27 protein-coding genes are annotated in these 24,799 nt (G+C 67.9%); 16 read left to right on the forward strand and 11 right to left on the reverse strand.

The genetic code is table 11. From position 1 onward, the window contains the following. Positions 1 to 292 precede the first annotated feature (292 nt). The 3 genes from AC1DT6_RS05895 (at position 293) to AC1DT6_RS05905 (ending at position 2,636) form a co-directional block, all read left to right on the forward strand. A complete protein-coding gene (locus tag AC1DT6_RS05895; protein ID WP_441637276.1) occupies positions 293 to 1,231 on the forward strand; it encodes a LysR family transcriptional regulator in 939 nt (312 codons plus the stop codon). Between the two features lie 107 nt (positions 1,232 to 1,338). Continuing rightward, complete coding sequence (locus tag AC1DT6_RS05900; protein ID WP_477114554.1) at positions 1,339 to 2,256, forward strand: LysR family transcriptional regulator; 918 nt, start codon at positions 1,339 to 1,341, stop codon at positions 2,254 to 2,256. Continuing rightward, positions 2,253 to 2,636, forward strand: a complete 384-nt coding sequence (locus AC1DT6_RS05905) for a DUF2784 domain-containing protein (RefSeq protein ID WP_441637278.1) — start codon at positions 2,253 to 2,255, stop codon at positions 2,634 to 2,636. Before AC1DT6_RS05900 ends, AC1DT6_RS05905 begins: the two co-directional genes overlap by 4 nt. A 13-nt stretch (positions 2,637 to 2,649) precedes the next feature. On the opposite strand, the gene AC1DT6_RS05910 is transcribed toward AC1DT6_RS05905, so the two are convergent. The 6 genes from AC1DT6_RS05910 to AC1DT6_RS05935 all read right to left on the reverse strand — a co-directional run bounded on the left by AC1DT6_RS05910 (position 2,650) and on the right by AC1DT6_RS05935 (position 9,540). Next, positions 2,650 to 3,465: a crotonase/enoyl-CoA hydratase family protein gene (locus AC1DT6_RS05910; protein ID WP_441637280.1), complete on the reverse strand. Its 816-nt coding sequence runs from the start codon at positions 3,463 to 3,465 to the stop codon at positions 2,650 to 2,652. Beyond that, positions 3,462 to 5,141 (reverse strand): long-chain-fatty-acid--CoA ligase, encoded by a 1,680-nt coding sequence (locus AC1DT6_RS05915; protein ID WP_441637282.1) that lies wholly within the window; start codon positions 5,139 to 5,141, stop codon positions 3,462 to 3,464. Before AC1DT6_RS05915 ends, AC1DT6_RS05910 begins: the two co-directional genes overlap by 4 nt. 85 nt (positions 5,142 to 5,226) lie before the next feature. Then, a complete protein-coding gene (locus AC1DT6_RS05920) occupies positions 5,227 to 6,003 on the reverse strand; it encodes an enoyl-CoA hydratase-related protein (protein ID WP_045239312.1) in 777 nt (258 codons plus the stop codon). Between the two features lie 92 nt (positions 6,004 to 6,095). Next, complete coding sequence (locus tag AC1DT6_RS05925; RefSeq protein ID WP_441637284.1) at positions 6,096 to 6,917, reverse strand: SDR family oxidoreductase; 822 nt, start codon at positions 6,915 to 6,917, stop codon at positions 6,096 to 6,098. 528 nt (positions 6,918 to 7,445) lie between these two features. Continuing rightward, on the reverse strand, positions 7,446 to 8,135 hold the full coding sequence (locus tag AC1DT6_RS05930) for a GntR family transcriptional regulator (RefSeq protein WP_477114555.1): 690 nt from the start codon (positions 8,133 to 8,135) through the stop codon (positions 7,446 to 7,448). A gap of 43 nt (positions 8,136 to 8,178) precedes the next feature. Beyond that, positions 8,179 to 9,540, reverse strand: coding sequence for a C4-dicarboxylate transporter DctA (locus tag AC1DT6_RS05935; protein WP_441637264.1), 1,362 nt, complete (start codon positions 9,538 to 9,540; stop codon positions 8,179 to 8,181). A gap of 475 nt (positions 9,541 to 10,015) precedes the next feature. Here AC1DT6_RS05935 and AC1DT6_RS05940 point away from each other — a divergent pair, with 475 nt between their 5' ends. The 5 genes from AC1DT6_RS05940 to AC1DT6_RS05960 all read left to right on the forward strand — a co-directional run bounded on the left by AC1DT6_RS05940 (position 10,016) and on the right by AC1DT6_RS05960 (position 14,619). Beyond that, on the forward strand, positions 10,016 to 11,281 hold the full coding sequence (locus tag AC1DT6_RS05940; protein WP_441637260.1) for an allantoate amidohydrolase: 1,266 nt from the start codon (positions 10,016 to 10,018) through the stop codon (positions 11,279 to 11,281). A gap of 67 nt (positions 11,282 to 11,348) precedes the next feature. Next, positions 11,349 to 12,617, forward strand: coding sequence for a M20/M25/M40 family metallo-hydrolase (locus AC1DT6_RS05945; protein WP_441637258.1), 1,269 nt, complete (start codon positions 11,349 to 11,351; stop codon positions 12,615 to 12,617). A gap of 349 nt (positions 12,618 to 12,966) precedes the next feature. Continuing rightward, positions 12,967 to 13,446 (forward strand): carboxymuconolactone decarboxylase family protein, encoded by a 480-nt coding sequence (locus tag AC1DT6_RS05950; protein ID WP_441637256.1) that lies wholly within the window; start codon positions 12,967 to 12,969, stop codon positions 13,444 to 13,446. Next, positions 13,443 to 13,910, forward strand: a complete 468-nt coding sequence (locus AC1DT6_RS05955) for a GNAT family N-acetyltransferase (RefSeq protein WP_441637254.1) — start codon at positions 13,443 to 13,445, stop codon at positions 13,908 to 13,910. The genes AC1DT6_RS05950 and AC1DT6_RS05955 overlap by 4 nt, the downstream gene beginning before the upstream one ends. A gap of 28 nt (positions 13,911 to 13,938) precedes the next feature. Next, on the forward strand, positions 13,939 to 14,619 hold the full coding sequence (locus AC1DT6_RS05960) for an FMN-dependent NADH-azoreductase (RefSeq protein WP_441637252.1): 681 nt from the start codon (positions 13,939 to 13,941) through the stop codon (positions 14,617 to 14,619). A gap of 48 nt (positions 14,620 to 14,667) precedes the next feature. Here the strand turns inward: AC1DT6_RS05960 and AC1DT6_RS05965 are convergent, their stop codons facing one another. Next, positions 14,668 to 15,303 carry a GNAT family N-acetyltransferase gene (locus tag AC1DT6_RS05965; RefSeq protein ID WP_441637250.1) on the reverse strand — a complete coding sequence of 212 codons (636 nt, stop codon included), beginning with the start codon at positions 15,301 to 15,303 and terminating at the stop codon, positions 14,668 to 14,670. A 199-nt stretch (positions 15,304 to 15,502) separates the two neighbouring features. Between AC1DT6_RS05965 and AC1DT6_RS05970 the strand changes: the two genes are divergently transcribed. Further along, a complete protein-coding gene (locus AC1DT6_RS05970; RefSeq protein WP_477102470.1) occupies positions 15,503 to 16,408 on the forward strand; it encodes a LysR family transcriptional regulator in 906 nt (301 codons plus the stop codon). A gap of 150 nt (positions 16,409 to 16,558) precedes the next feature. Next, positions 16,559 to 16,918 carry an arsenate reductase (glutaredoxin) gene (gene arsC, locus AC1DT6_RS05975; protein WP_035873204.1) on the forward strand — a complete coding sequence of 120 codons (360 nt, stop codon included), beginning with the start codon at positions 16,559 to 16,561 and terminating at the stop codon, positions 16,916 to 16,918. 115 nt (positions 16,919 to 17,033) lie between these two features. On the opposite strand, the gene AC1DT6_RS05980 is transcribed toward arsC, so the two are convergent. The 3 genes from AC1DT6_RS05980 to AC1DT6_RS05990 form a co-directional block, all read right to left on the reverse strand. Next, positions 17,034 to 17,261: a hypothetical protein gene (locus AC1DT6_RS05980; RefSeq protein WP_035873207.1), complete on the reverse strand. Its 228-nt coding sequence runs from the start codon at positions 17,259 to 17,261 to the stop codon at positions 17,034 to 17,036. Positions 17,262 to 17,439: 178 nt separating this feature from the next. Next, entirely contained in the window at positions 17,440 to 18,087 is a 648-nt protein-coding gene (locus AC1DT6_RS05985) for a 3'-5' exonuclease family protein (protein ID WP_441637333.1), read from the reverse strand. A 45-nt stretch (positions 18,088 to 18,132) separates the two neighbouring features. Then, positions 18,133 to 18,783 (reverse strand): MBL fold metallo-hydrolase, encoded by a 651-nt coding sequence (locus tag AC1DT6_RS05990; protein WP_477114556.1) that lies wholly within the window; start codon positions 18,781 to 18,783, stop codon positions 18,133 to 18,135. A 314-nt stretch (positions 18,784 to 19,097) separates the two neighbouring features. On the opposite strand from AC1DT6_RS05990, the gene AC1DT6_RS05995 reads away from it, so the two are divergent. Beyond that, positions 19,098 to 19,868, forward strand: a complete 771-nt coding sequence (locus AC1DT6_RS05995) for a septal ring lytic transglycosylase RlpA family protein (protein ID WP_441637337.1) — start codon at positions 19,098 to 19,100, stop codon at positions 19,866 to 19,868. Positions 19,869 to 19,952: 84 nt separating this feature from the next. On the opposite strand, the gene rsmI is transcribed toward AC1DT6_RS05995, so the two are convergent. Beyond that, positions 19,953 to 20,888: a 16S rRNA (cytidine(1402)-2'-O)-methyltransferase gene (rsmI, locus tag AC1DT6_RS06000; RefSeq protein ID WP_441637339.1), complete on the reverse strand. Its 936-nt coding sequence runs from the start codon at positions 20,886 to 20,888 to the stop codon at positions 19,953 to 19,955. Between the two features lie 39 nt (positions 20,889 to 20,927). Between rsmI and AC1DT6_RS06005 the strand changes: the two genes are divergently transcribed. From AC1DT6_RS06005 to AC1DT6_RS06025, 5 genes are all read left to right on the forward strand, one after another. Continuing rightward, positions 20,928 to 21,296 carry a YraN family protein gene (locus AC1DT6_RS06005; protein WP_441637341.1) on the forward strand — a complete coding sequence of 123 codons (369 nt, stop codon included), beginning with the start codon at positions 20,928 to 20,930 and terminating at the stop codon, positions 21,294 to 21,296. 98 nt (positions 21,297 to 21,394) lie between these two features. Continuing rightward, positions 21,395 to 21,982: a phosphoheptose isomerase gene (locus AC1DT6_RS06010; RefSeq protein WP_035873219.1), complete on the forward strand. Its 588-nt coding sequence runs from the start codon at positions 21,395 to 21,397 to the stop codon at positions 21,980 to 21,982. A gap of 96 nt (positions 21,983 to 22,078) precedes the next feature. Beyond that, the gene (locus tag AC1DT6_RS06015; RefSeq protein WP_477114557.1) at positions 22,079 to 22,903 is read left to right on the forward strand and encodes a BON domain-containing protein; all 825 of its coding nucleotides are present in this window, start codon (positions 22,079 to 22,081) and stop codon (positions 22,901 to 22,903) included. A 261-nt stretch (positions 22,904 to 23,164) separates the two neighbouring features. Beyond that, positions 23,165 to 23,491 (forward strand): c-type cytochrome, encoded by a 327-nt coding sequence (locus tag AC1DT6_RS06020; RefSeq protein WP_477102471.1) that lies wholly within the window; start codon positions 23,165 to 23,167, stop codon positions 23,489 to 23,491. Positions 23,492 to 23,527: 36 nt separating this feature from the next. Then, on the forward strand, positions 23,528 to 24,796 hold the full coding sequence (locus AC1DT6_RS06025) for an FCSD flavin-binding domain-containing protein (RefSeq protein WP_441637626.1): 1,269 nt from the start codon (positions 23,528 to 23,530) through the stop codon (positions 24,794 to 24,796). The last annotated feature ends 3 nt before the right edge of the window (positions 24,797 to 24,799 follow it).

A 24,799-nucleotide genomic window follows, 5' to 3' on the forward strand; every position in this document is an offset into this window, starting at 1 on the left:
GGTTGCCTGCGTCCAGCGTAGGGAATGTGGAATCCCTGGCGATGAAGTATTCAGGCAAACACGGCAAGCCAAAAATCATATATTTTCATCCTGATAACCAAATGGCATCGCCGTCATAACCAGGGTTGCGCCGCTATCGGTAGAAGTACGGAGAAGCCTTGTGCCACGCGGCATCGCGGCGCAGCGCCGGGTACGCGCGCGCGTGCCTGGAGCGCCCCACGCGCACGGCCGCGGGGCGTGGCGCACCGGCGCGGGGCACCGAAAAAAAACAGGAAAACAGGGAAAGGGAAAGATGAAGCTGCAGCAACTGCGCATCCTGCTGGCGGTAGCCCAGCACGGCAGCATCCACGAAGCCTCGCGCAGCCTGCATGTGTCGCAGCCGGCGCTGTCCAAGGCCATCGCCGAACTGGAACGCGAACTCGGCGTCACGCTGATGTCGCGTTCCGTGCGCGGCGTCAGCCTGACCGCCTACGGCGTGGCGCTGGTCAAGCGCGCCAGCCTGGTCGAGCAGGAGCTGCGCCACGCGCTGGAAGACATCGAAGCGATCCGCGGCCACGCCGACGCGCAGCTCAATATCGGCCTGACCGCCGTGGCCTCCAGCGGGCCGCTGCCCGATGCCATGGCCGCCTTCCGCAAACGCTTTCCCAATGTCGCGCTGCGCGGCTTCGAGCTGCGCCCGCAGCAGATCCTCGAAGGCCTGCGCGAAGGCCGGCTCGACCTTGGCCTGATCTCCACCAACAGCGGCCCCGGCACCGGCGCCTTCCAGTGGGAGCCGCTGTTCTCCACCGGCATGTCGCTGGCGGTGCGTGCCGGCCATCCGCTGCGGCGGGTACGCCGGCTGCGGCCGCTGCTCGACGCCGACTGGCTCGTCCTCGACCCGCTCGACGACCCCGGCAGCCCGCTGGCCAGCCTGATGCGCCTRCATCGGCTGGACATGCCCAAGCGCATCGTGCAGAGCGCTTCCAACCTGCTCGGCCTGCAACTCGCCACGCGCACCGACCTGATCAGCATGTGGTCGGACTTCGTGTTCGACGGCACCGGGCCGCTGCGGCTGGATCCCGCGTCGCTGGTGCGCCTGCCGATCAGCGACGAACTGCCGGAGTTCCGGGTGTTCCTGGTGTACCGGTCCGAAGACCTGATGACGCATGCGTGCGCGGAGTTCAGCAAGGAGGTACGGCATCGGGCGCAAGGGATGCCGCGGGGGCGGCCGGCGGTGCGCGGGCGCCCCTGAGCGCGGTTGCCGCAGGTCCCATGCGCCCCGGCGAATTGCGCCCATAGCACCGCGCGCATGCGTGGCGGCCTCCCATGCGCCACAATGACGCTCAGGAGACACACAGCATGGACAAGCTAAAGCAAATCGAAGCCTTTATCGCGGTCGTCGAGCACGGCAGCATGGCCGCCGCCGCCCTGACGCAGGGCGTGACGCCGGTGATGATCGGGCGCCGCATCAATGCGCTGGAGGCGCGCATCGGCGTGAAGCTGCTGCACCGCTCGACGCGGCGCATCGTGGTGACGGAGCAGGGCGCGGCCTTCATGGAGCAGTGCAAAAAGGCGCTGGCCGATCTCGACCGTGCCGAGATGCTGATCGCGGAAGGCAAGCACAAGGCAACCGGGCACCTGATCGTGTCGGCCCCGGCGGCGTTCGGTCGCAAGCACGTGGCGCCGCACGCGCCGGCGTTCCTGGCGGCGAATCCGGAGGTGCAGATCTCCTTCAACCTGACCGATCGCGTGGTGGACCTGGTGCGCGAGGGTTACGACGTGGGCATCCGCATCGGCGGCGCCATCGATCCGAATTTCGTCGCCATCAAGCTGGCCACCAACAAGCGCGTGGTGTGCGGCACGCCCGCCTACTTCGCGCGCTACGGCGTGCCGCAGACGCTGGACGACCTGGCCCAGCACAACTGCCTGGCGTTCAACCTGCAGGGCGGCCAGCAGCGCGGCTGGTATTTCCAGCAGGACGGCAAGACCGTGACGGTGCGCGTGAACGGGAACCTCKATTGCAACGACGGCGAACTGCTGCACCGCTGGACCGGAGAGGGACTGGGACTGGGCTGGCGTTCCACGTGGGAAATCCTCTCGCAACTGGAGAGCGGCGAACTGATCACCGTGTTGGACGAGTACGCGCTGCCCGACTACGACATCCTTGCGGTGTACCCGCAGCAGCGTCCGGTGCCGGCCAAGATCCGTTTCTTTATCGAGCACCTGAAGGCGGCGTTCGCGGTGCCGGGCTACTGGACGGGGCGGCAGGGGCGATGATGGCGGCGTGGCTGGCGGACGCGGTCGTCCTGCTGCACCTTGCCTTTATCGTCTTCGCGATGCTGGGCGGCGTGCTGGTGCTGCGCTGGCCGCGCCTGGCATGGCTGCACTTGCCGGCGGCGGCATGGGGCGTGGTGGTGGAGTGGAGCGGGTGGATCTGCCCGCTCACGCCGCTGGAAAACGCGCTGCGCCAGCGCGCCGGCCTGCAAGCCTACGGGGGCGACTTCATCCAGCACTACGTTCTGCAACTGATCTACCCCGACGGTCTCACGCGCGAAATCCAGATCGTGCTCGGCGCCCTGGTGCTTGCGCTGAACATGGCTGTCTACTTCGCGCTCTACCGCCGCGTGCGGCGCCGGCGCGCCAACGCTCGCGCGTGAGCCCGCGCGGCGACTACGGCGCGGTCTTGAACACCGGCGCCCGCTTCTCCATATTGGCGCTCACCGCCTCCCGCTGGTTGGCGCCGCCGATGAGGCGGTCCTGTTCCACCGATTCGGCCAGCAGGATGGCGGCGCCATCGCCGTCTTCGCTCACCTGCATCAGGCGCTTGGCGGCGCGGATCGCGTCCGGGCTGCGGTTGGCGATGTCGCGCGCCGTGGCCAGCGCCGTCGCGCGCGGATCGTCCACCACGGCCGTGGCAAGGCCCAGCGCGCAGGCTTCTTCTGCGTTGACGATGCGTCCGCTATAGATCAGTTCGCGCAGGCGGTCCGGGCGTACCAGTCCGCGCATCAGCAGCATGCCGGCCATGTCGGGCACCAGGCCCCACTTGATTTCCATCACCGACATGCGCGTGTCCGCGCCGACGTAACGCAAGTCAGCGCCGAGCGCCACCTGCAGGCCGCCGCCGAACGCGACGCCGTGGACCGCGGCAATCACGGGTACCGGCAATTCGCGCCACACCATGCACGCGAACTGCGGCCGGTTGGAGATGCCATGGGTGCGCGCCGCAAGACGGCCGGCGGCGACGGCGTCGCTGCCGCCACCCAGTCCGGCCATGCTTTGCATATCGAGACCCGCGCAAAAGGCACGGCCTTCGCCGGACAGCACCACCGCGCGCAGGCCGGGCTCGCGCGCGAGCCGCTGGCCGGTTTCGATCAGCGCGTCGAACATGGCGGGATCGAGCGCGTTCATCTTGTCGGGGCGGTTGAGCCTGACCTCGGCCACGCCGTCTTCGATGGTCAGGATGATGCGTTCGCTGCTGGTGCTCATGTTGCGTTACTCCTTGCTTGAATGGGTTCCTGCGCCGTGGGCAGGACATAGTCTTTGAATTGCTCCCGCAGCTTCACCTTGAGCAGCTTGCCGGTGGCCGTGTGGGGCAGGGAATCGACAAAGGCGACATCGTCGGGCACCCACCACTTCGCTACCCTGGCGGCGAGGAAATCGAGCAGTTCGGCGGCACTGACTTCGGTGCCGGGGCGGCGCACCACCACCAGCAGCGGCCGCTCCTGCCACTTGGGATGCGGCACGCCAACCACCGCCGCCTCGGCCACGGCGGGATGACCCATGGTGGCGTTCTCCAGATCGATGGAAGAAATCCATTCGCCGCCGGACTTGATCACGTCCTTGGCGCGGTCCACCAGTTGCACATAGCCGTCGGCATCGATATTGGCAACGTCGCCGGTGTCGAACCAGCCATCGGCATCGAGCGCGTCATTTTCGGCCTTGAAGTAGGCCGAGGCGATCCACGGCCCGCGCACCTTCAGCCGGCCGAAAGCGTGGCCGTCGTGCGGCAGTGCGTTGCCCTGGTCGTCCTCGATGCGCAGGTCCACGCCCCACAGCGCGCGGCCCTGCTTGAGCTTGACCTTCAACTGCTCCTGCGCGCCGAGTTCCCGGTGCTTGGGCAGCAGGGTGCTGATCACGCCGATCGGGCTGGTTTCCGTCATGCCCCAGCCCTGGATGAAGCGCGCGCCGAACTGCTGCTCGAAGCGCTCGATCATCGCTGCGGGCGCGGCCGAGCCGCCCACGCCGGCGAGCTTCAGCCCGAGCGAGCGCGGGTCGATCTCCGGGTGCGCGTCGAGATACTGGAACAGCATCAGCCACACGGTGGGCACCGCGGTGGAGAAGGTCACGCGCTCGTCGCGCAGCATGCGGTAGACGCTTTCGCCGTCCAGATGCTGGGCAGGCAGCACCATCTTGGCCCCGGTCATGGCACAGGCGTAGGGCATGCCCCAGGCGTTGGCATGGAACAGCGGCACAACCAGCAGGATGGCGCTGTCCACGCCTACGCCGAAGGTGTCGGAAGCACAGGCCTTGAGGCTGTGCAGCACGGTGGAGCGGTGCGAATACAGCACGCCCTTGGGGTTGCCGGTGGTGCCCGAGGTATAGCAAAGGGACGACGCGGTGCGCTCGTCGAACTGCGGCCATGCGTAATTCTCGTTGCCGGCGTCGATCAGGTCTTCATAGCACAGCAGGCTCGGCAGTCTGCCGGCAAGGCCGAGCGCGTCGGTGCCGGCGCGGTCGGTCATCGCCACGTAGTGCGTGACCGACGTCAGGCGCGGCGCAAGCTGCATCACCAGCGGCGCGAAGCACGGATCGAAGAAGAGCACGCGGTCTTCAGCGTGGTTGATGATGTAGTCGATCTGCTCGGGGAACAGGCGCGGGTTGACGGTATGCAGCACCACGCCCGCGCCGGATACCCCAAAGTACAGCTCCAGGTGACGGTGCGTATTCCACGCCAACGTGCCGACGCGATCGCCCTGTGCGACGCCGAGTCCGGCGAGCGAGCTGGCGATGCGCCTGGCGCGGTTGTGTACCTCGGCATAGTCGGTGCGCACCGTGCCGCCCTCGATCGTGCGCGACACGATCTCCTGCAGCGGGTGGTACAGCGCGGCGTACTCGATCAGGGAAGAAATCAGCAACGGACGGTCTTGCATGAGGCCTAGCATGATGCGCGTCTCCTGGTTTCGGCATTGTGGTGCGATGCGTAGTCAACATAACGGCGGTGGCATCACCGTCCGGCGTGCGAGAGTTTCAGCGCCCCTTGAATGCCGGCTTGCGCTTCTCCAGGAACGCCGCCACGCCCTCCTTGAAGTCCTCGCTCTTCGACGCGCGCGATTGCATCGTGGCTTCGCGTTCGAGCTGCGTGGGCAGGTCGCTCTCCAGGCTGGCGTTAAGTGCTTCCTTGATCAGGCCATAGGCAAAGGTAGGCATCTGCGCGAGGTGGGCCGCCAGCTTCGCGGTCTCGGCGGGCAGGGCTTCGTCTTCATGCACCTTCCACACCAGGCCGATGCGGTGGGCTTCCTCGGCGTCGATCTTCTCGGCCAGGATGGCCAGCGCGCGCGCGCGCATCTCGCCCGCGTAGCGCGGCAGGAAGTAGGTGCTTCCCGCATCGGGCACCAGGCCGATCTTCGAGAACGCCTGCAGGAACGACGCGGAGCGGCCGGCCAGTACCACGTCGCCGGCCAGCGCCAGGCTCATGCCGGCGCCGGCCGCCACGCCGTTGACCGAGGTGATGACAGGCTTGGGCATATTGCGCAGCGCCAGGATGATCGGGTGATAGCGCTCGCGCAGCAGCGTGCCGGAGTCCTTGAGTTCGGCCTGGCGCCCGGCGAGATCCGCGCCTGCGCAAAAGCCACGGCCATTGGCGGTGAGCACGACCGCGCGTACAGCTTCGTCCTGCGCGGCACGCTCGACCGCGGCGCGCAGCTCTGCCATCAGCTCCGCATTGAGCGCGTTGAGCACGTCGGGGCGGTTCAGGGTGATGGTGGCCACGCCTTCGGCGGCGTGATAGAGCACGGGCGATGTCATTGGTTGTCTCCTTGATTGATGTGTCTTGATGCAGGTGTCTTGATGCGCTAATGCGCTAATGCGCCGGTGCCGCTGCGGACCGGCGCGCGGGTTCAGGCAGCCTTGCCGGGCGCCTTGGGCGGTTGCAGCGCATCGGCCGAAGCGTCGCCCAGCTTGCTGCCGCCGTCGCAGTCCACGATGGTGCCCGTGATATAGCGCGCGTTGTCGGTGGACAGGAACAGCGCGGTGTTGGCGATATCGCTCTTGTCGCCGTAGTCGCGCAGCGCCAGGCGCGCCTTGAAGCGCGCCTCCATCTCCGGCGTGGGCGCGAGCCGCGCCATGCCTTCGGTCCCGGCGATGGGGCCGGGCGAGATGCCGTTGACGCGCACGCCCGCCGGGCCCCATTCCATCGCCAGGCATTTCACCAGCATATTGATGCCGGCCTTGGCGGCGCACACATGGGCCTGGAACATCATGGCGTTGACCGCCTGCGGCGCGGTGATGGCGATCAGCGAAGCGCCGGGGGCGTTGAGGAAGGCAAAGCAGGCGCGGAAGACATTGAAGGTGCCGATCAGGTCGATATCCACCACGGTCTTGAAGCCGTTGGCCGACATGCCCAGCGCCGGCGCGACAAAGTTGCCGGCCGCGCCCGAAATCACGATATCGATCGGCCCGAGTTCATCGCGCGCGCGTGCCAGCGCCGCTTCCACCGCGGCGTAGTCGCGCACATCGGCCGCCATGCCGAGCGCGCTGCCGCCGGCATCGTTGATGGTGGCCGCCGCCGCCGCGATGCGCTCGGGGTCGCGGCTGACCAGCGCCAGCCGCGCGCCGGCTTTCGCGAAGTGCTGGGCGATGCCCAGGTTGATGCCGGACGAGGCGCCGGCGATAAACACGACCTTGCCGGCCAGGACGTCGTCTCGGAACGCGTTGGACATGGGTTTCCCTCCCTGGGTTGGGTTGGATGATGAAAGCGGATGGCCCGGCAAGCGAGTCGGGCTGGAAGGTCAGTCGCGGCCGCGCGGGCCGGACGAGGGCGAAGTGCGCCCGGCGGCGTGGAGCGGCCGGGCCGGGACTGCGGAAAGCGGCATGGAACGGGTCATGTCTGTCTCCTGTCTTCCTGTCTTTTAAGCGGCCTCTGACTTGGGCCTCCGACATCCTACTCCGATGCCGCGATTCGATCACGTACGGATGTGGCAATGAAGGCGCGCGTGGCACGCAACAAGGTGGGTGGGAGCAGGGCGGGGGCGGCAGGCGGGCAGGCGCGCGGAAAAGCGCCGCGCAAAAGAAAAAGCCCGCACCCAGGCCGGCGTGCGGGCTGCCGTCGCAAGGGACGGGCCATATGTCATGAAGCGCGCCCCCGCATCTTCATGACGGGGTCCATGATGGTGCAAAGGCGCGGTGCCCGCCTTGACCCAGGTCAAGCGCTTGCCACGGGCGCGGCAAACGATGGCCTCGGGATGGCCTCAGGCCAGCAGCGCCGTCACCAGGTCCTTGCCGTGGGCGGCCGGCACCTGGTCGAAATGCAGTGCTGCCTCGACGTGGCCCAGGTGCTCCACCATCAGCGTCACGGCGCGTTCGGTGTCGCCGGCGCGAGCCGCCTCGATAAACTCGCGATGTTCATCGGAAGAGCAGGCGGCATCGCGGCGGGACTGGTAGAGCATGGTGATCACGGCACTGCGCATCGACAGTTCCTGCAGCATGCCGGTCAGTACGCCATTGCCAACCACTTCCGCCAGCATGATGTGGAAATCGCTCAGCAGGCGGGTGCGCAACTGGGCATCGACGCCGCCCAGCGCCTTTTTCTCGGCGGCGAGGTGCCGGTCGATGCGCTTATAGTCGGCCGCGCTGGCGCGTGAATTAGTGGCGCGCGCCMGCGCGGCCTCCAGGATGCGGCGCACCGCGAACACTTCGCGCGCCTCCTCGGCGCTGGGCTTGGCCACGAAGGCGCCTTTGTCCGGCACGATCTGGATGAGCTTGTCCTTGGACAGCATCAGCAGCGCGGCGCGCACCTTGGTGCGGCTGACGCGGTAGACGCTCGCCAGGGCCTCCTCGCGCAGCTTGGTGCCGGGCGGCAGGCGGTGCGAAACGATGGCCGCGACAATGTCTTCGGCGATCGCTTCGGCGGTCATGGCAGGATCGATATGCTCGGGCATGGTTGCGCACTTGCGCTGCGTCTCAGTGAGGAATGCCGAGATTCTAGCGCCCCGCGGCCGCGCCGGGCAGCGGGGATGCCCCGGGGGTGGCCAGGGCGCCTTCGTGCGGCGCCGGCGCAAGGCCCGCGTCGAGGTCGGTGGCGTCGATCTTGCCGTTGAGCACGTCGTGGGCGCGAGCCCGGTCGATGTCCTTCTCCCAGGCGGCTACCACCACGGTCGCCACGCAGTTGCCGATCAGGTTGCCCACGGCGCGGGCGATGCCGATGAACCAGTCCACCGACAACACCAGCACCAGGCCGATGGCGGGAATCGCCGGGTGCGCCGACAGCGTGGCCGCCAGGATCACGATGGCCGAGCCGGGAATGCCGTGCGCGCCCTTGGACGTGACCAGCGCCACCGCCAGAATGCCCAGCAGGTCGCCCAGCGCCAGCGGCGTATTGGTGGCCTGGGCGATGAAGACCGCGGCCAGCGTCAGGTAGATGGAGAAGGCGTCGAGGTTAAAGGAGTATCCGGTGGGGATCACCAGCCCCACCACCGATTTCTTGATGCCCATGAATTCGAGCTTCTTCATGATCTGCGGCAGCACGCTGTCCGACGACGCGGTGCCCAGCACCACCAGCAGTTCGGCGCGCAGGTAGCGGATCAGCTTGATCACCGAGAAGCCGCACAGGCGCATCACCGTGCCCAGCACCACCAGCACGAACAACATCACCGCGCCGTAGAACACCACTACCAGGTAGCCGAGTTGCTTGAGCGAGCCGATGCCATACTTGCCCACGGTAAAGGCCACCGCGCCCAGCACGCCCAGCGGCGCCAGCTTGATGATGAAGCCCATCATCTTGAACAAGGTGTGCGAGAAGGTGTCGATCATCGACACCAGCGGCCGGCCGCGCTCGCCCACCAGCGACAGCGCGCAGCCGAACAGGATCGACACCAGCAGCACCTGCAGCACGTCGCCGCTGGCGAACGCGCCCATCACCGTGCTCGGAATCAGCTTGAGCAGGAAGTCCACCATGCCGGCGCTCTTGACCTTTTCGGCGGAGTCCACGTAGGCCGACATCGCCGATGCGTCGAGCGAGGCCGGGTTCACGTTCATACCGGTGCCGGGATGGAAGATATAAGCCAGCGCGATGCCCAGCGCCAGCGCGATGGTGGTGACCACCTCGAAATACAGCACCGCCTTGATGCCGACCCGGCCCACCTTCTTCAGTTCGCCGGCGCCGCAGATGCCGGCCACCACCACGCAGAAGACGATTGGCCCGATCAGCATCTTGATCAGCTTGATAAAGGCGTCGCCAAGCGGCTTGAGCTTGGCGGCGAACTCGGGGAAGAACAGGCCGAGTGCAGTGCCCAGCACCAGGGCGATCAGCACCTGGCCAAACAGGGAGCGGGTGAAACGGGTAATAGCGGACTGCGGGCGGGCGGAAGCGGACCGCGGCTGGACTGCTGGGTGCATCGTTGTCTCCATGCGGACGCGTCCTAGACTTTGGCTGGCGCGTCCTGTCATTGCTGCAGGAATTGCCGGTTGCCCGCGTGGCGGGACGGCCGGTCTGACGTGCCGGGCGCGTGGCCGGGTGAGGGCTGCGGCGCTTCGTGGATTGGCCCTCCTGTTGGAGCGGAATCCACGCAACTCGCTGTCCGGATCGGATTGTCCGCAGCGAATTGTCGGAACGTGGAAGCCAATATAGTGCATATCATTTTTGTATGCAATTTTTGAATTCACTGTGCTACCATGAATCGCACAGAATAGAGCTCTCGGACGAGAGTCAAGGCGCACCGGGACGGTCCGGCGACGCCGGCCCGGCAACCAAGGCACCGCTGGCGCGGCGCTTGCATGATCCGGCGCCATCGCATTCGCGCACTTCCAGCAGGAGACACGCATGGCAGCAACCCTCACGCCCGCTACCGAAACCGCGGCGCGCATCATGGCCTGGGCAGATACCCTGGCCGTCCATACCGAGCAGCCCGGCATGCTCACCCGCACTTATCTCACCGAGGCCCACCACGGCGCCGCCGCGCAGCTGGCCGAGTGGATGCGCGAAGCCGGCATGACGGTGCGCCGCGATGCCGCCGGCAACGTGATCGGCCGCTATGAAGGCACGGCGCCCGGCGCACCGGCGCTGCTTACCGGTTCGCACTTCGACACCGTGCGCGACGGCGGCCGCTACGACGGCAACCTCGGCGTGATCCTGCCGGTCGCCTGCGTGGCCGAGTGGAACCGCCAGGGCAAGCGTTTTCCGTTCGCCATCGAAGTGGTTGGCTTTGCCGAGGAGGAGGGCGTGCGCTTCAAGGCCACGCTGCTGGGCAGCCGCGCCATCGCCGGCACCTTCGACACCAACGTGCTCGACAATGTGGACGACTCCGGCAAGACCATGCGCGAAGTGATGCGCGCGGCCGGTTTCGACCCTGCCGGCCTGCCTGCCGCCGCGCATCGGCGCGAGCAGGTGCTGGCCTTCGTGGAAGTCCATATCGAGCAAGGCCCGGTACTGCTTAATGAAGGGTTGCCGCTGGGCGTGGTGACCGCGATCTCCGGCGCCACCCGTTTCATCGTCGAATTCGAAGGGCTGGCCGGCCACGCCGGCACCGTGCCGATGGACATGCGCCGCGATGCGGCCATGGCCGGCGCGGAGATCGGCCTGTATATCGAGCGCCGCTGCGGTGGCCTGCCGGGCCTGGTGGGCACCATCGGCCAGTTCAACGTGCCCAACGGCGCCGCCAATGTGGTGCCAGGCCGCGCGGTGATCTCCATCGACATCCGCGCCGGCGAAGACGCCGTGCGCCAGGCTGCCGTCAACGACGTGCTGGCGGAGATCGAACGCGTGTGCGCCCGCCGCAATGTGCGTGTGACGGTCCGCAAGACCCATGAAGCCGTGAGCGTGCCGTGCGCGCCCTGGCTGCAGACGCAATGGGCGGATGCCATTGCCCGCCAGGGACTGCCGGTGCGGCACCTGCCCTCGGGCGCCGGGCATGACGCCATGGCCATCGCCGCCATCGCCGACGTGGCGATGCTGTTTGTGCGCTGCGGCAACGGCGGCATCAGCCACCACCCCACCGAGATCATGACTGCTGAAGACGCCGCCAGTGCTGCCGCCGTGTTCAGCGATTTTGTCGAGCATTTCGACAAGTCTTCCGCACGGCAGCAATAAGCGGCGCGGCCAGGCGCCAGCGTCCCCGATCCTGAGAAACCTTCAGATTTTGATTCAGAGATAAAACATGACCGCACGAGACAACGTGAACCCGCTGCAGACCACGCTCACCAACTTCATCGACGCCCAGCGCCCCGCGCAGGAAGCCTTCCTGGCCGAACTGGTCAAGGTGCCGTCCGACAACCCGCCGGGCGACTGCGATGCGCACGGCAAGCGCGCCAAGGTGCTGCTCGAAGGCCTGGGCTTCAAGGTGGAAGCGCACAAGGTGCCTGACGAACTGGTCAAGGCCGCCGGCATGATCAGCGCCACCAACCTGCTGGTGCGCAAGACCTTCGGCAAGGGCGGTCCCACCATCGCCATGAACGCGCACGGCGACGTGGTGCCCCCCGGCCTGGGCTGGACCAAAGACCCGTACGGCGGCGAGATCGCCGACAGCGAGCACGGCCCGGTCATGTACGGCCGTGGCGTGGCCGTGTCCAAGTCGGACTTCGCCACTTACACCTACGCCGTGCTGGCGCTGATGGAAGCCGAGAAGCAAGGCGCCAAGCTCAACGGCACGCTGGAACTGCAGTTCACCTACGACGAGGAAACCGGCGGCGACATCGGTCCCAAGTTCCTGCTCGACCAGGGCCTGAGCAAGCCCGACTACGCCATCTCGGCGGGCTTCTCCTACGGCATCACCTCGGCCCACAACGGCTGCCTGCACGTGGAAGTCACGGTGAAGGGCAAGCAGGGCCACGCTGCAATGCCGCACACCGGCGTGGACGCCATCGAGGCTGCCACCCACATCCTGCAAGCCATCTATGGCCTGCGCGCCGAACTCGCCACGCGCAAGTCGAAGACGCTGGGTATCGACACCGCCACGCTGAACGTCGGCCTGATCAAGGGCGGCATCAACACCAACGTGGTGCCCGACCTGGTGACCTTCCGCGTCGACCGCCGCATGATCCCCGAGGAAATCGGCTTTGACGCCGAAGGCGAACTCCGCGCCGTGGTCGAGAAGGCCGCCAGGGACCGTCCGGGCATCGAGGTCAAGGTCGAGCGCATCATCCTGGCCGAGCCGCTGTCGGAACTGCCGGGCGTGGAGAAACTGATCGGCGCCCTCAAGGGCCGTGCCGAGGAAGTGTTCGGCGTGGAGATCCCGGTGCAGGGCGTGCCGCTTTACACCGATGCGCGCCACTACACCAAGTACGGTATCCCCACCGTGCTGTACGGCGCCGGCCCGCGCACGCTGATGGAAGCGCGCGGCCACAACTCGGATGAGAACCTGCGGCTGAACGACCTGAACCGTGCCACCAAGGTGGTGGCGCTGGCGCTGTCGGACCTGATTGGCTGATGGCTGGCTTCCCCTCCCGCCCGCGGGAGGGGTCGGGGATGCGGGCAGGCGCTTGCCATGCCGCATCCCCGCAACCCTTTGCAGGCAAATTATTCTCAAGAAGAATAACTTTGCCCTGTACAATCAATTTTAAATTCATTAGCGGCATTGCTAATTCAGAAGATCGGCCGCGACTTTCTTCTCCCTCCGCTCCTGCCATCCGCTTGAGCCGGTAACGCCTCCGCATTCCCCAGCAAAACCTCCGCATCACCCGCCGTGCCGACCACTTGCGCTTGATATCAGTGCTCTTATATTATGTTCGTGCTCTGATATACATTGAATCCTCGCAACGTCCCAAGGAGAGATGCGCATGCCGACCCACGCCCGCATGGAGTACACCGATTTCACCAACACCGCCCCTGCCGTAGCCGCCGCCCTGCGCGCCTTGTCCAAGGCCGTGGACGACGCCGGCCTGGACAAGTCCCTGACCGAACTCATCAAGCTGCGCGCCTCGCAGATCAACGGCTGTGCGTTCTGCGTGCAATTCCACCTCAATGCGGCGCGGGGGCTGGGCGCTGACCAGCGCAAGCTGGACCTGGTGGCGGCATGGCGCGATGCCGGGATCTTCAGCGCCCGCGAGCAGGCCGCGCTGGCCTGGACGGAAGCGTTGACGAAGCTGAGCGCGGAAAGTGCTTCCGACGCTGTCTACGTCCAGGTGGCCGGGCAATTCCCCGCGGGCGAACTCGCTCACCTGAGCGCGGCCATCGCCAACATCAACGCCTGGAACCGGATCGCGGTGGGCTTGCGCTTCTCGCCGCCGGCACCGGCGCAGCCCCGGAGCGCCGCATGAACGCCCCCGCGCAAGACGCCACGCAGGCTGGCGATCGCGAGCCGATCCGCTACGTGGACAATGAAGCCGGGGTGCTGGCGTGTTTCCCGCTGATGCATCAACTCCGCCCGCACCTTGCGTCGCCCGAAGAATTTGTGGCACGCTGGCGCCGCCAGGTGGCGGCAGGCTATCGCCTGCTAGCGCTGTGGCAGGGCGGGCGGCCGGTGGCCTTGGCCGGCTTCCGCTTGCAGGACAACCTCGTGCACGGCGTGCATTTCTACGTGGACGACCTCGTCACCGACGAGTCCGCGCGCAGCGGCGGGTACGGCCACCTGCTGATGAACCGGCTCAAGGACGAGGCGCGCGCGCTGGGCTGCGCCAAGCTGGTGCTGGATACGCCGCTGACCAATGTGCTCGGTCACCGCTTCTATTACCGCAACGGCCTGCTGGCCTCCGCGTTGCGCTTCAATATCGCGCTTGCCTGACACGGCCAATCCCGGTGACCGGAGAACCATGACCAAGCTCCTGCATATCAGCGCCAGCGCACGCGGCGAGTCCTCGCTGAGCCGGCAGGCCGCCTCGCGGGTGCTGGCGCAAATCAGGCAGTGCCATCCCGCGCTGACGGTAAGCGAGCGCGACCTTGGCAGCGAACCGCCGCCGCATCCGCCGGCGGCGCTCGTCGAGGCCAGCCTGATGCCGGCGGAGGACCGCGGCGCCGCCGAGCTTGCGGCGCTCGCGCACTCGGAGACGCTGATCGCGGAACTGGAGGCCGCCGAGTTCGTGTTGATCTCCACGCCGATGCACAACTTCACCGTGCCATCCGCGCTCAAGGCGTGGATCGATCATGTGGTGCGGATCAACCGCACGTTTCGTAGCACGCCGGCTGGCAAGGCCGGGCTGCTCGCCGACCGGCCGGTATGGCTGCTCATTACCTGTGGCGGGCCGCTCGATGAAGGCCCCGCGGCCCAGCGCGATTTCCTCACGCCTTACCTGCAGTACGTGCTGGCCTGCATCGGCCTGACCCGTTTCGAAGCGCTGCGGCTGGACCAGATGCGACGCGGCGGCGAACACGTCGCACGCGGCATGGCGCGCGTCGATGCGTGGGCCGGACACCTCGCGCAGCAGCTGAATGGCGCCGGTGGCGGAGCGGCCCGTCCGGACGGCAGCGATCGGCGAGCGCCCCGAACCGGCTGAGCCGCGTCTGCGGCCCGAGTATCCTCCGGCGCATAGCCGGTGCCGTGCCTACCGTCTGGCCGCGCGCTCCACCGGCAGCGTCTCATCGCCATCGCCCAGCGAGCGCTGCATCAGCACCGTATCGATCCACTGGCCATGCTTGAAGCCAACCGACTGCAGCCGGCCGATGGTGCGGAAACCCACCCGCTCGTGCAATGCCAGCGAGCCCGCGCCCTCGCCGCTGGCGGTGCAGGCCACCACTGCCACCATCTGCCGCCACGGGCCGCTTTCGCAGCGCGATACCAGCGCGGCAAGCAACGCCAGCCCCAGGCCCTGGCCACGGAAGCGCTCGTCGATGTAGACCGAATCCTCGATGGCGAAACGGTAGGCGCTGCGTGTCCGGTAGGCGGAAGCATAGGCATAGCCCAGCACTTCGCCGCCGCGCTCGGCCACCAGGTAGGGCAGCCCCTGGCGTTTCACCTCCGCGTGGCGCAGCCGCATATCGTCCACGCCCGGCTCGACTTCCTCGAACGAAGCGCGTCCGTGGCGCACATGGTGGGCATAGATCGCCTGGATGGCGGGGATGTCCGCGGCGGTGGCGTCGCGGATCGAAGGGCTGGCGCAGGCCTGGACGGCAGCGGTGGCGTTGGCCACGGCCAACGGCGTGGCGGAAGCAGCGCTGAGTGTGGCGAGAGGGGCTTTCATGGTGCTGGCGCGGCGCGCGGTCTGGGCAGGTGAGCCGGAAGGCAGATCGGATCCGGGTTGATGGCCGAACGTGGAGGGAAGCCGCGTTATCGGTGTTTATCGGAGCCAACCAGAGCGGCCCGACGCCGCTACCTTACCGTGCGCCGATGCTATAAAGGAAGCTTCGCTGACTTATGCGGCGCATAAGAATTTCTTTGCCATGCGGCATCTCAATCCAGACTTTCTGCAGGCCTTTGCCCTGGTTTGCGAACTGGGCAGCTTTTCGGCAGCCGCCGAGCGCCTGGGCCTGAGCCAGCCGGCGGTCAGCCTGCAGGTCCGCCAGCTCGAACAGCGTTACGGCCTGCGCCTGCTGGAAAGGGTGGGACGCCATGTGCTGCCCACCGCCGCCGGCGAGGACCTGCTGGCGCACGCGCGCGGCGTGGCGGGCGCGCTGGCCGCCGCCGACGACAGCATGGCGCGCCATGCCGGCGGAGCGGTAGGGCGGGTGCGGCTGGGCACTGGCGCCACCGCCTGCATCTACCTGCTGCCGGCAGTCTTGCGCGACCTGCGCCGCGCCATGCCGGCGCTGGAGATCGTGGTCAGCACGGAAAACACCGGCGAGGCGCTCAAGGCGGTGGAAGACAACGCGCTTGACCTGGCCTTCGTTACGCTGCCGGCCTCGGGCCGGATGTTCGACATCACGCCCGTGCTGGAAGACCCGTTCGTTGCCATCGGGCCGGCCGACGGCGATCCGTTGCCCGCCACCGTGGCGCCCGCCGATCTTGCCGGCCGGCCGCTGGTGCTGTTCTCGCCGGGTGGCAATACGCGCCGGCTGGTGGATGAGTGGTTCCTGCGCGCCGGCATCAGCGCGCGCCCTGTCATGGAGCTGGACAGCGTCGAAGCGATCAAGGAACTGGTCGGCGCCGGGCTGGGTTACTCGGTGCTGCCCGGCATGGCCTTGCCGCCCGGCCAGCCGCGCGCCCGCATCGCCGTGCGCCCGCTTGCGCCGCCGCTGGCGCGCACGCTGGCGCTGGTGCTGCGCCACGACAAGCCGCTGCGTGCCGGACTGCGCGCCACGGTGGCGGCCTTGCTGCGGCTGGCGCCGGAAAAGCACGGCGCGGACTGAACGGACATGCCCCGCCGCAGCGGGGCATGCGGGCGCGCGGCGCCGCTTGTATAGTGCGGGTTTCAGCCCCAGGCGCGCGGGCTCGCTCGGCCGGCCATCGCAATGCCAGCGCGCGCCGGGCCGCCCCGACACCGAACCAGGAGTACCGTCATGATCACCATCTATCACAACCCCCGTTGCTCGAAATCGCGCGAAACCCTGGCGCTGGTCGAGGCCGCCGCAACCCGGCTGGGCGAGCCCGTGGAGATCGTGGAGTACCTGAAGACGCCACCCACGCTGTCCACCCTCAAGCAGCTTCACACCATGCTGGGCGTGCCGGTGAGGGAGATGGTGCGCGACAACGAGGCGCCCTACAAAGAGCTGGGGCTGGCCGATCCGGGCCTGACCGATGCCGAGGTGCTGGGCGCGGTGGCCGACCATCCCATCCTGCTGCAGCGCCCGGTGGTGGTGCGCAACCGCCGCGCCGCGATTGGCCGTCCGCCCGAGAATGTGGCGCCCTTGCTGGCCTGAGCCAGGCTTGTCCCGGCCGCGGGCCCGGCAAACCGCGGCCCCTGAATAAAACCGGCCCCCACGCAAGGTGGGGGCCGGCCCGGTCAGGGAGGCTGTACTGCTTCAGGCGGGTCGTCTAAGGAACACCCAGCCAGTGCATGGCCTCCTGACCGAAAGCGATTGCCGCGAGGACCACCAGCAGGATCACCAGGGTCAGCGCGCTGACGTAAACAATGGCCTTGGCGACTTCGGCGTCGTCTTCGAGGGAGTGCGGGCGCGTGGATTCGCGCGTCGAGGGCGTCCCGTGCGGCCAGTGCAACCGGCCGGCCAACTGCCTGAGGTGCAGGTCGGGGTGGAAACGCATGGGCGACACCTCCTGGGCGTGGCACGCGAGGCCGTATATGGCTTGGCGACGCGGCCGCCCTGAGATCGGGTGGGTTCGAATGCCAGTTCGGATGCCATATACGTCTTAACTATAGCTGGCGCGCCACAGGATGCGAGGCCGGCGCATGCCGGCGCCGGGAATCCGCGCGTGAGCCGGTTCAGGCCGCGGGGGGAGCGGGCGGGCCGTCGCTTGCGGGCACGGCCTGTGCAGCGGCGAGCCTGGCCTCCCGGGCCTTCAATTCGGTAAGCATGTTGCAAAACAGCGCACCCTGCTCCAGCGCATCGTCCAGCGCCACATGGGTGTGCGGCAGCGGATCTTTCCATTCGGCCGGCAGCGCCGGCTTGACGGTCTTGCGGTAGGGCAGCCCGGTCATGGCGAATGCCATCGTCTTGATGTCAAGCGCCGCCCAGCCAAACGGCGAGCGGCCGGCGAAACGCATCATGTACCAGAACATCCAGGTGAAATCGAAGCCGGCCGGGAAGGCCACGAAGACTGGCTTGCCGGGCAGGCTCTCCACCCATTCCACGTAGCGCACCATGGCCCGCTCGGGCGGCTCCGGGTTCTGCCGGCAGGCTGCCCAGGCTTCCGGCTGGGTTTGCCACCACTGCATCTGCGCCGGATGCCCGGCGGCGCCCGGCAGCGTCTCCAGGTTGGCCGAGAAGGTGCTCACCACGGTCTTGTCCGCCAGCATCGCGGCGGAGGCGAAGGACAACATGGAGTGCGGGCCGGGGATCGGGCCGTCGGCTTCCACGTCGGTGCTCACATAGATTTCGGGGCGGGTGTCGGGTGCCTGTCGCTTGGCCATGGCATGCCTTGGAATAGGGATTCGGAAAGCGCGGCGTGCGGGGGCTCAGCCGACGTCGATCAGGTGGTCCGCCACATAGGGATTGTTCTTGCGCTCCTCGGCAAACGTGGAGACAGGCCCGTGGCCGGGCACGAAGGTTACGTCGCCGCCCAGCGGCCACAAATGGGTGCGGATCGAGCGGATCAGGTCGGCGTGGTTGCCGCGCGGGAAGTCGGTACGGCCGAYCGAGCCCGCGAACAGTACGTCGCCCACGATGGCGAGCCGGTGCGCGCGCGAGAAAAACACCACGTGGCCGGGCGTGTGGCCGGGGCAATGGTAGACCTCCAGCGTCTCGCTGCCGAACTGCACGGTGTCGCCCGTGTCCAGCCAGCGCTGCGGCTCGAAGATCTCGGCGTGGCTAAAGCCAAAACGGCGCGTCTGCTCCGGCAATTGCTCGATCCAGAAGCGCTCGTCCTCGTGCGGCCCTTCGATCGGGATCCCAAGCTCGCGCGCCAGCGATGCCGCCCCGGCGCAGTGGTCCACGTGCCCGTGCGTGAGGAAGATCTTCTCCAGCGTCACGCCGTGTTCCTTGACCGCGGCATGGATGCGGTCAAGGTCGCCGCCGGGATCGGTCACCGCGGCGCGGCCAGTGGTCTCGTCGATCAGCAGCGTGCAGTTCTGCTGGAAGGGCGTCACGGGAATCAGTAGGACTTGCATGGAGCGAAAGTTGGAGGGGAGACAGGGAGCCAGGGCCGGATACGAGCGCCGCATGCACCACAAAAATCGAGGGCGAAGGATGGCTCGCGATCGGAACAGTGGTCGCATTGTAGCGTCGGGCCTGTAAAAAGGTGCCGCGCCCGACAGCGTCGGAAGGGCATGAAGCAATGCGCGAAGCACACCGCGAAAGCCTTGTCAGGACTGGCCTGGCGCCTGGCAAGCGCCGAATCGGGTACGGTTTGTGCCGCGCGTTACAGACAATTCGTAACAAAATCAAGGCCATAGGTGTAACTGCGTGATGCTAGACTCCCGCGATGCGTTGGTTACAACTCCCCCTTTCCCGCCCCGCGCGGATCGTCCGCCTGTGCGTGCATGCCACGTGCGCGCTGGCGCTTGCCGCTTGTGCGATCCCACCGGGCGATCAAACGCAGGAGGGCGTGCCCACCGCCGCCACGCCGGGGACTGCCAAGCCGGCCAAGCCTGCCAAAGTTGCCAAGGGCGAGAAAAACGGCGCCTCGGACAAAGCCCCGAAGGACAGCAGCAATGGCTGGGGCCTGTATCGCTGGGGCGGCGACGCGCAGGGGGATGGCGTGGGATCGTTCGAGGGCCTGCGGCCCGACCTGGGCTCCTATGAGCAGCGCGGCATGGCGTCCTGGTATGGCAAGGGTTTCCATGGCCGCAAGACGGCCAATGGCGAGCGCTTCGATATGCGGGCGATGACTGCCGCGCATCCCTCGCTGCCGCTCGATAGCTGGGTGCTGGTGCGCAACCTGCGCAATGGCAAGGTGGCGGTGGTCCGCATCAACGATCGCGGGCCGTATCACAGCAACCGCGTGCTCGACGTCTCTTTTGGCGCGGCCAAGCGCCTCGGTTTTACCGATCACGGCTCCACCCAGGTGGAGATCCGGCGCCTGTCGCGCTCCGAGGTAGCGGCGCTGGGGCCGCAGATCGCGCCGAGCGGCGACGATGCGGGCGATAGTGGCGACGATGCCACGACCGACTCCGAACTGGCCGACAACCCGGCCAGTCCCGTGCGCGCGGCCCGCAAGACGCGCAAGCCGGCGGCCCGGCGCAAGAGCCGCTGAGCCGGGATGCGGACCATGCAGGCATGCCAGGTCCGCGACGCCGTCGGCTTATGCGCCGATGCGGTCATCAGGCACCCGGACGATTCACTCGGTAGCCGCCTCGCCATCCCCGTCGCCCTCGCCGTGCCCCGCCCGCCGGGCCAGCGCCAGCCGGTACAGCGCATCGGTGGAAGCGCCGGTAATGGCGGCGGCGAGCTTGGCGGCCCGCTTGGCCGGCAACTCGGCCAGCAGCAGCTCCAGCACCTGCTGTGCGCGGGCGTCAGGCTGGCCGGCATCCGCTGCCTTAGCCGACGCGCCTTCCACCACCAGCACGAACTCGCCCTTGGCGCGCGATGCATCCGCGGCCAGCCAGGCTGGCGCCTCGCTCACCGGCAGCACCTTGATTTCCTCGAACAGCTTGGTCAGTTCGCGGCCAATCAGCAGCCGCCTGTCCGGCGGCAGCGCGGCGGCCAGCGCCGCCAGCGTGTCGGCAATGCGGTGCGGCGCCTCATAGACCACCCAGGCGTGATCGAGCGCGGCCAGTCCGGCGATGGCCTCGCTGCGCGCGCGCGCCTTGGACGGCAGGAAGCCGGCAAAGGTGAAACGTCCGTCGCCGCTGTCGAGCATCTCGCCCGCTACCGACAAGGCCGCCACGGCCGCGCTCGGGCCGGGCAGCGGCACCACCGCGTGGCCGGCCGCGCGCGCCGCTTCCACCAGCCGCGCGCCCGGATCGGAGATACCGGGCGTGCCGGCGTCGGACACGTAGGCAATGCGCTCGCCAGCGGCCAGCCGCGCGTTGATGCGCTCCGCCGCTTCGCGTTCGTTGTGCTCGTGCACCGCCAGCAGCGGGCGGTGCAGGCCAACGCGCGTGAGCAGCTGGCCGGTATTGCGGGTGTCCTCGCAGGCGATGGCGTCGGCCAGGCCGAGCACGTGCAGTGCCCGCAGGGAGAGATCGGCCAGGTTGCCGATCGGGGTAGCCACCACGTACAGGGTGCCGGACGGGTAGGACTGGCCGGCCGCCAGGGAGATCCAGTCAGTCATGCTTGAGAACTTCCGTTGAATCCATCATTCAAATCCACGATGTCCCCGGCACAGGCGCGGGGCGCTCGCGCCGAGGGACGCGCGCTGGCTTACCTGGAAAGGCAGGGCCTGGCGCTCGTGGTTCGCAATTATCGCTGCAAAGGCGGCGAGATCGACCTGATCATGCGCGAGGCCGACGGTACGCTGGTTTTTGTGGAAGTGCGCCAGCGCGCCAGCCGCGCCTTCGGCGGCGCGGCTGCCAGTGTCACACCGGCCAAGCAGCGGCGCATCCTGCTGGCCGCGGAGCATTACCTCGCCGCGCAGGCGGAACCAGGCGCCGCGCCGCGCTGCCGGCTCGATGTGGTGGCGCTGGAGCCGGGGCGGCTCGAATGGATTCGCGACGCCTTCGATGCCGGCGCGGCGCCATGAAGCGCGGGGGAGCCCGGGCGCCTGCGTCATAATGCGCAATATCTTGCGGCGCGTGCCGCATTTGAAAAGCGTTTGAAAACAAGAAGGCCGATCGAGCCATGCATATCGATAGCATCCAGCAGCATTTCTTCGACAGCGCAGAGACCAAGCGCCAGGCCGCGCCGCTGATGGCGCCCCACATCGCCGCGGCGATCGAGCGGCTGGTGGGCGCGCTCACCAGCGGCAACAAGATCCTGGTCTGCGGCAACGGCGGCTCGGCCTCCGACGCCCAGCATTTCGCCGCCGACCTGATCGGCCGCTTCGAGCGCGAGCGCCCCGGCCTGGCCGCGATCGCCCTGACGACCGACAGTTCGATCCTTACCGCCATCGGCAACGACTACGATTTCAGCCTGGTGTTCTCCAAGCAGGTGGAAGCCCTCGGCCAGCCCGGCGACGTGCTGCTCGCGATTTCCACCTCCGGCAACGCCGCCAACGTGCTCGCCGCGGTGCAGGCTGCCAAGCAGCGCGACATGAGCGTGGTGGCCCTGACCGGCATGGGCGGCGGCGAGCTCGCCGGCCTGCTGGACGAATTCGACGTCAACTTGTGCGTGCCCAGCGAGCGCGCCCCGCGTATCCAGGAAGTGCACCTGCTGACCCTGCATTGCCTGTGCGACGGCATCGACGAGGCGCTGCTGGGCGAGGGCTGAGCCCGCCGCCGATAGCGCCTCGCTTTCTCGCCCCTGAATTTCGCTCCCGAAGCAACCACAGCCCATTTTTGCCTCACCGCTACAAGCAAGGACCGCATGACGACTCTGCCCAACTCGCGTGAATCCCGCACCTCCCGGCCGGCCGGGACCCTGCCACGCCTGGCCCGCACCGCGACGATGGTGGCGGCACTGACCGTTGCGGCCACGCAGCTCACCGGTTGCTTCCCGGTCATCGCCGCCGGCGTGGCCAGTGGCGTGACCGTGGCCACCGACCGCCGGCCAACCACCACCCAGACCATCGACCGCGGCCTGCAGCTGGAGGCCGATAGCACGCTGAGTTCGCGCTACAACGGCCAGGCGCGCGTGAGCGTGTCGGTCTTTAACCGCAAGGTGCTGCTGACCGGCGAGGCCAAGGACGCCGCTGTCAAGCAGCAGATCGACAAATATGTGCGAGGCCTGCCCAACGCGCGCGAGGTGATCGACGAGCTCGAAATCGTGCCGTCGCCCTCGTTCGCCACGCAGAGCGAGGACACCTACATCACCAGCAAGGTCAAGACCATGCTGATCACCGCCGAAGGCGTGCCCTCGAACTCGATCAAGATCGTCACGGAGAAGKGTGTGGTCTACATGCTTGGCATCGTCACGCCGCCCGAAGGCGAACGCGCCACCGATGTGGCCCGCAATGCCAGCGGCGTCACCAAGGTGGTAAAGGCCTTCGACTATGTGACCGAAGCCGAGAGCGGCAGGCTCGACGCTGCCGCCACCGGGCGGACCACGCCGCCGGATACCACTTCCGGCACGCCCGCACCGGTGCAATCCGCGCCGCCCGCGCCAGAGGCGGCCCCTGGCGCCACGACCACCCCGGTCGCGTCGCCGGTAGCCTCGCCGGTGGCATTGCCGCCCGGCCGCAACCTGCCCTGAACGGCCGGCGCGTCGGGCCAGCCCTGGCTCCCGCGCCAGCCTGGCCGTGCGCCGCGTGCATTGCCGCGCGGCGTACCCATTACAGCGCCTCGCGCTGCGGCCGCAGTTTCAGGCGGCCGGTTCACGCGCCACTTCCCCGCCGCTCGCCGCCTTCTCCGGGCATCACCGGGCGCACTTCGATCTGAGGTTTTCGCATCACATGCGCGCGCCCGGTGTGTTAGGGTAGGCACGCCCTCGCGGCGCGATCCCGGAGCGAACACGATGATCCAGCCCCCCCTACTTGCCGCCTTGGCGGCGCTGGTGTTACTGGCCTTGCCCGGCGGCGCGCAAGCACAGGCGCCCGACGCCGCCGCGCTGCAAGCGCGCAACTGGGCCGCCGCGTGCGCCGGCTGCCACGGCCCCGCGGGCCGCGCGCCCGCGGGGAGCCCGGTGCCGGGCCTCGCCGGCCGCGACAAGTCCGAGCTGGTCCGGCAGATGCAGGACTTCAGGCAAGGCAAGCGCGAAGCCACGGTGATGCAGCAGATCGCCAAGGGCTACAGCGACCAGCAGATCGAAGCCATCGCGGGCTGGTTCGCCGCCGTGCGCTAAGCGCGCCGGCTTGCAACCCGGCAAGGAGACCCTCAGATGCAAAGACGTGAATTCCTCGGCGCGCTCGCCGGCACTGCCGCGCTCGGCGCATTCGGCGCGCAAGCGGCCAGCGCTACCGGCAAGGCAAAGGTGGTGGTGGTGGGCGGCGGCTATGGCGGCGCCACCGCAGCGCGTTACCTGCGCGAATGGAGCGGCCAAGGTATTGAGGTCACGCTGGTCGAGCCCAACGCCAGCCTGGTCTCCTGCCCGCTGTCCAACCTCGTGCTCGCCGGCAGCAAGCGCATCGGTGACATCACCCTCTCCTACGAAGCGCTGGCGAAGCGCCACGGCGTGAACGTGGTGCGCGACCATGTCAACGCGATCGACCCGGCGCGCAGGGTGGTGCGCCTCGCCGGCGGCGGCACGCTGCCCTACGACCGGCTGGTGCTGTCGCCCGGCGTGGATGTGCTCTCTGGCGAGATTCCGGGCCTCGCCCAGCCAGGCGGCGAGCAGATTCTCCACGCCTGGAAGGCCGGCCCGCAAACGGTGGATTTGCGCCGCCAGCTGGAAGCGATGCCCGATGGCGGCACCTTCGCCATCACCATTCCGCTCGCGCCCTACCGCTGCCCGCCCGGGCCCTACGAACGCGCCTGCCTGGTCGCGGACTATTTCAGCCAGGCCAAGCCGCGCAGCAAGGTGCTGATCCTCGACGCCAATCCCGACGTCACCTCCAAGGGCGCGCTGTTCAAGCAGGTCTGGGCCACGCGCTACAAAGGCATGATCGAGTACCGGCCGCAGTACAACACCATCGACGTGGACCCCGCCACCCGCACGCTCAAGTTCGAGGTGCAGGACGACGAGCGCGCCGATGTGCTCAATGTGCTGCCGCCGCAGCGCGCCGGCGCCATCGCCGTGGCAAGCGGGCTGGCTACCGCCAACGGCCGCTGGTGCGAGGTCGACTTCCTTACCTTCGAATCGATCGCCGTGCCCGACATTCACATGCTCGGCGACGCCATCCAGATCGCGCCGCTGATGCCCAAGTCGGGCCATATGGCCAACCAGCACGGCAAGGTGGCGGCGGCGGCCATCGTGTCGCTGCTCGCCGGCCAGGCGCCGAACTCCGAGCCGCTTTACAACAACACTTGCTACAGCTTCACGTCCGCGCGCGAAGCGATCCACATCGCCAGCGTGCATCGCTATGATGCAGCGCAGAAGACCATGGTCACGGTGCCGGGCGCGGGCGGCTTGTCGGCTGCGCCGAACGCGCTGGAAGGCACCTATGCGCAGGCATGGGCGGATGCCATCTGGACCGACATGCTCGGTTGAACG

This window comes from Cupriavidus sp. 01L45, assembly GCF_056399885.1.

Bases quoted from the DNA above. Each gene is read 5' to 3' on its own strand.
- AC1DT6_RS05945 (WP_441637258.1), top strand. From the start codon at position 11,349: ATGACCGCACGAGACAACGTGAACCCGCTGCAGACCACGCTCACCAAC.
- AC1DT6_RS05965 (WP_441637250.1), bottom strand. From the start codon at position 15,303: ATGAAAGCCCCTCTCGCCACACTCAGCGCTGCTTCCGCCACGCCGTTG.
- AC1DT6_RS05970 (WP_477102470.1), top strand. From the start codon at position 15,503: ATGCGGCATCTCAATCCAGACTTTCTGCAGGCCTTTGCCCTGGTTTGC.
- AC1DT6_RS05995 (WP_441637337.1), top strand. From the start codon at position 19,098: ATGCGTTGGTTACAACTCCCCCTTTCCCGCCCCGCGCGGATCGTCCGC.
- AC1DT6_RS05910 (WP_441637280.1), bottom strand. From the start codon at position 3,465: ATGAGCACCAGCAGCGAACGCATCATCCTGACCATCGAAGACGGCGTG.
- arsC (WP_035873204.1), top strand. From the start codon at position 16,559: ATGATCACCATCTATCACAACCCCCGTTGCTCGAAATCGCGCGAAACC.
- AC1DT6_RS05905 (WP_441637278.1), top strand. From the start codon at position 2,253: ATGATGGCGGCGTGGCTGGCGGACGCGGTCGTCCTGCTGCACCTTGCC.
- AC1DT6_RS05985 (WP_441637333.1), bottom strand. From the start codon at position 18,087: ATGGCCAAGCGACAGGCACCCGACACCCGCCCCGAAATCTATGTGAGC.
- AC1DT6_RS05915 (WP_441637282.1), bottom strand. From the start codon at position 5,141: ATGCTAGGCCTCATGCAAGACCGTCCGTTGCTGATTTCTTCCCTGATC.
- AC1DT6_RS06020 (WP_477102471.1), top strand. From the start codon at position 23,165: ATGATCCAGCCCCCCCTACTTGCCGCCTTGGCGGCGCTGGTGTTACTG.
- AC1DT6_RS05950 (WP_441637256.1), top strand. From the start codon at position 12,967: ATGCCGACCCACGCCCGCATGGAGTACACCGATTTCACCAACACCGCC.
- AC1DT6_RS05980 (WP_035873207.1), bottom strand. From the start codon at position 17,261: ATGCGTTTCCACCCCGACCTGCACCTCAGGCAGTTGGCCGGCCGGTTG.
- AC1DT6_RS05960 (WP_441637252.1), top strand. From the start codon at position 13,939: ATGACCAAGCTCCTGCATATCAGCGCCAGCGCACGCGGCGAGTCCTCG.
- AC1DT6_RS05955 (WP_441637254.1), top strand. From the start codon at position 13,443: ATGAACGCCCCCGCGCAAGACGCCACGCAGGCTGGCGATCGCGAGCCG.
- AC1DT6_RS05925 (WP_441637284.1), bottom strand. From the start codon at position 6,917: ATGTCCAACGCGTTCCGAGACGACGTCCTGGCCGGCAAGGTCGTGTTT.
- AC1DT6_RS06025 (WP_441637626.1), top strand. From the start codon at position 23,528: ATGCAAAGACGTGAATTCCTCGGCGCGCTCGCCGGCACTGCCGCGCTC.
- AC1DT6_RS05920 (WP_045239312.1), bottom strand. From the start codon at position 6,003: ATGACATCGCCCGTGCTCTATCACGCCGCCGAAGGCGTGGCCACCATC.
- AC1DT6_RS05940 (WP_441637260.1), top strand. From the start codon at position 10,016: ATGGCAGCAACCCTCACGCCCGCTACCGAAACCGCGGCGCGCATCATG.
- rsmI (WP_441637339.1), bottom strand. From the start codon at position 20,888: ATGACTGACTGGATCTCCCTGGCGGCCGGCCAGTCCTACCCGTCCGGC.
- AC1DT6_RS06010 (WP_035873219.1), top strand. From the start codon at position 21,395: ATGCATATCGATAGCATCCAGCAGCATTTCTTCGACAGCGCAGAGACC.
- AC1DT6_RS06005 (WP_441637341.1), top strand. From the start codon at position 20,928: ATGTCCCCGGCACAGGCGCGGGGCGCTCGCGCCGAGGGACGCGCGCTG.